The sequence below is a fragment of the Protofrankia sp. Cr1 genome (assembly GCF_963555865.1).
Taxonomy (GTDB): Bacteria; Actinomycetota; Actinomycetes; order Frankiales; family Frankiaceae; genus Protofrankia.
The window spans coordinates 1-2,866 of the sequence record NZ_CAUVXO010000083.1 but is presented as its reverse complement, the minus strand read 5'-3'; the positions used below and the strand labels follow the sequence as shown (position 1 = coordinate 2,866).

General features: G+C 69.5%; 3 protein-coding genes and 1 pseudogene. 1 reads left to right on the top strand and 3 read right to left on the bottom strand.

Annotated features, from left to right (window positions below; genetic code table 11):
* Window positions 1-44: 44 nt before the first annotated feature.
* The 3 genes from U9980_RS09705 to U9980_RS09695 are packed head-to-tail and all read right to left on the bottom strand — an operon-like array spanning window position 45 to window position 2,584.
* On the bottom strand, window positions 45-845 hold the full coding sequence (locus U9980_RS09705; RefSeq protein WP_322767625.1) for a WbqC family protein: 801 nt from the start codon (window positions 843-845) through the stop codon (window positions 45-47).
* Window positions 787-1,455, bottom strand: coding sequence for a YdcF family protein (locus U9980_RS09700; protein WP_322767624.1), 669 nt, complete (start codon window positions 1,453-1,455; stop codon window positions 787-789). Before U9980_RS09700 ends, U9980_RS09705 begins: the two co-directional genes overlap by 59 nt.
* Window positions 1,456-1,471: 16 nt before the next feature.
* The gene (locus U9980_RS09695; protein WP_322767623.1) at window positions 1,472-2,584 is read right to left on the bottom strand and encodes a helix-turn-helix domain-containing protein; all 1,113 of its coding nucleotides are present in this window, start codon (window positions 2,582-2,584) and stop codon (window positions 1,472-1,474) included.
* A gap of 33 nt (window positions 2,585-2,617) precedes the next feature.
* On the opposite strand from U9980_RS09695, the pseudogene U9980_RS09690 reads away from it, so the two are divergent.
* Window positions 2,618-2,866: pseudogene (locus tag U9980_RS09690) on the top strand (hypothetical protein); the annotation flags it as partial.

The window sequence follows — 2,866 nt, the reverse complement described above, 5'->3', positions numbered from 1 at the left end:
AACCTGATCTCGGCCCGCCAAGCCCTGCGGACCATGATGCGCGGTCAGAACCGCCCAGGCGGGTGACGGCGGTGCCGGGCGGCGACGGTGCGCAGTTCGTGCGCCGCCCGACCGAAGCCGCCTTGCATCAGCATCGTCAGGGCGCTGTGCTCGCGCGCGTAGACCCAGACCCCCGAGGCCGGGGAGCGGAACGGGATGACAGAGACGCCGACAGCGTCGAAGGGTTCCGTCTTGAGGTAGGTCAGGCCGCCGCTGCCGCACAGATACGACCCGGCTCCGGTGACGGCCGCGAGGTCGGCGAGACGCTGTGATCTCCCCTGGCGGGAGGGGAGATCGCTGCCGCGCAGGATCTGGCCGTTCCAGCCGAGCAGGTCCAGCAGGACGCGGGTGGAGGCTTCGGCGACGTCGGCGGTCTTGCCGGAGGCGACGAACCGCTCCAGCACGGTGTCCAGCTCTCGGCGGAGCGCGGGCCAGTGCGGGCTGGAGGAGTAGTACTGGGCGAGCATGCGGGCCACCCGCCGCCGTGAGCGATCAGGATCGGCGATCACAGCCTCGCGGATGGCTGTTTGCCGGCCGTGGGGCAGGTGGGTGGGGATGGTGAGCCACTGGCGCTGCTGCGGGTCGTGAAGGGCCGCAAGGCGTGTTCGGTGCTGGTAGTCGCGGCGGGTGAGCTGGACGTTGTCCAGGACGATCCAGTAGTCCGCCGCGAACAGCTTGGCCAGCGTGGCTAATCGGGGGAACAGGTTGGGCTGGTGGATCGCGCACAGCCCGCCCGGCAGCGGTCGCTCAGGCTTTGAGCAGACGGACGTCGAAGCCGACGGCGACGAGGGACTGATAGGCGGCATGCACGTCCTCCGGGACGTCCTGGGCGATGGCAAACCCGAGCTTCGGATACTCGATCACCCGCTGCAGGTCACCGACGAGCATGTCGACGACCATTTTTTCGTCACCGATGCTCTTGAGGTAATCGTCGAACTCCAGCGGCTGCGACGCGCAGACCACCTCGATCTCGGGCCACACCTTGCGGGCGGTGGCGAAGGAGCGTCGCTCCATATAGGGCATGGACACCAGCAGCACCGACGCTGGGGTGATGCCCGCCGCGGCCAGGACATCACGGGAGAACGTGATGTTCTCACCCGTGTTGCGGGCCCTAGGCTCCACCAGGATCGCGGTGTCCGGGACACCGAGTTCGAGGGCATGCTCCCGGAAGTGGACGGCCTCACCGCGGGGGAACCGCTCCGGCGCGGTGGGGTTGGGGCCGCCGGTGAACACCAGGGTCGAAAACAGCCCGGCGCGATACAGCTCGGCGCAGAACACCGGCACCCCAAGATCGTGACTGCCCAGGCCAATCGCGACGTCGACCGGCCGCACGTCGTGGTGCATCCGGTGGTAGTCCCAGATCAGGTTGGCCTGGTGCCGTTCGTTTTCGGTGATGGCCCGCTGGTTGTCCGTCACTCGCACCTCTCCCGCCTCATCGCCGCCGGGGGCCGGATACCCCCTCGCCGTCGGCCTTGATGCCCTCAATGCTGCGTAGCTGGTGGCGAAGCCCGTAATGCGCGGCCATCATCGCGGCGCGGTCGAGGACAGCCAGCCCATCATCCCGGGTGCCCGGGTCTGACAGCAGGATGTGACCGTGGGCGGTGTCCAGACGCACCCGCTGCATCGGCGTGTCGCTCACCCCGCTGCCGCTGCCGCTGCCGCGGGCGATGCCGATGAAGTGCAGGGCCGTACTCAGCTCGCCGGCACCGCGGTGCGCGAGAGCGAGTTTCTGATGGGCCACCGACCAGTCGTCCGGCTCGGCCAGATCGGCGAAGTCGCGGGTCGCCTCCAGCATGACGCGGGCGGCATAGTCGTGGTTGCCGTCCTTGCTCAGCGCGGTCCCCACCCACAGCCGGGCCCGGGCGCGGTCGCGCCGCGAGAGCCGCTCGTCAACCGCGAGAACGTCGTAACGGCGGGCGGCGATCTCCAGCTTGCCCGACATCTCGGCGACCACCGCGAGGGACAACTCGAGCTGGGCGACGCGGCGGGGGATGTCGAGCTGCACGAAGATCGAGCGGGCGGCGAGATACGAGTGCGGGGCCGAACGCGGCCCGGCCACAGCGCCCTGGTCGCGGGACAGGTCGCCGAGCAGGGCGGTGGACCGGGCGAACAGATACAAACCCGCCTCGTCCAGTTCCACCGGCGTGAAACGGGTCAGCCACCGGCTCAGCAGGGCGTCGGCGAAGGCGAAGTTCTGCCGGGACAGCGCGACCGCGACCCGGTCCAGGTCGTCGGTCCACGACTCGTACTCCCAGGCCCGCGGCCCGGTCGCGGTGATCCGCCGTGCCGGACCGGCCCCGGGGTTGCCGTCCGTGGCCAGGGCGGTCTCGAACCGCAGATGCACCGCGGCGTCCGCGCGGGCCAACGCGGTGTCCAAGATGGCCTGCGTGTCCGGCCTCGGCTCGGTGCCGCCCAGCAGCTTCTCCCACTTCGAGACGGTGCGGACCCCGACGCCGAGCCGTTCAGCGAACGCGCGAACGCTCAGTCGCAGCGCGACACGCAGGGCCCGAGCCTCCAGGCCGGTCCAATGGTGCACGGTCGCCACGCCTCGCCCCCTTCCTTTCGCCATGGAAGCGCGATGCCAGCGCGCGGGGAGGCGGAAGTGCGACACAAGTACAACAGCGGGTCATTTCACGGCGGATGGATCGCGACCACGCTCGAAGTCTCACCCGCGCCTTTGGACGGTCACGAGGCAACCGCGATGGAATCCTTTGAACGCGCCCGGCTGGATACCTACTTCGCCAAGATCGTCGCCAGGTTCACCCCCGACGAGCAGACCACGACCTTCCTGATCACCCACCTGCTGGCTGAGCGTCCCGGCTTCGTC

Bases quoted from the DNA above. Each gene is read 5' to 3' on its own strand.
- U9980_RS09705 (WP_322767625.1), bottom strand. From the start codon at position 845: ATGCCGCCTATCAGTCCCTCGTCGCCGTCGGCTTCGACGTCCGTCTGC.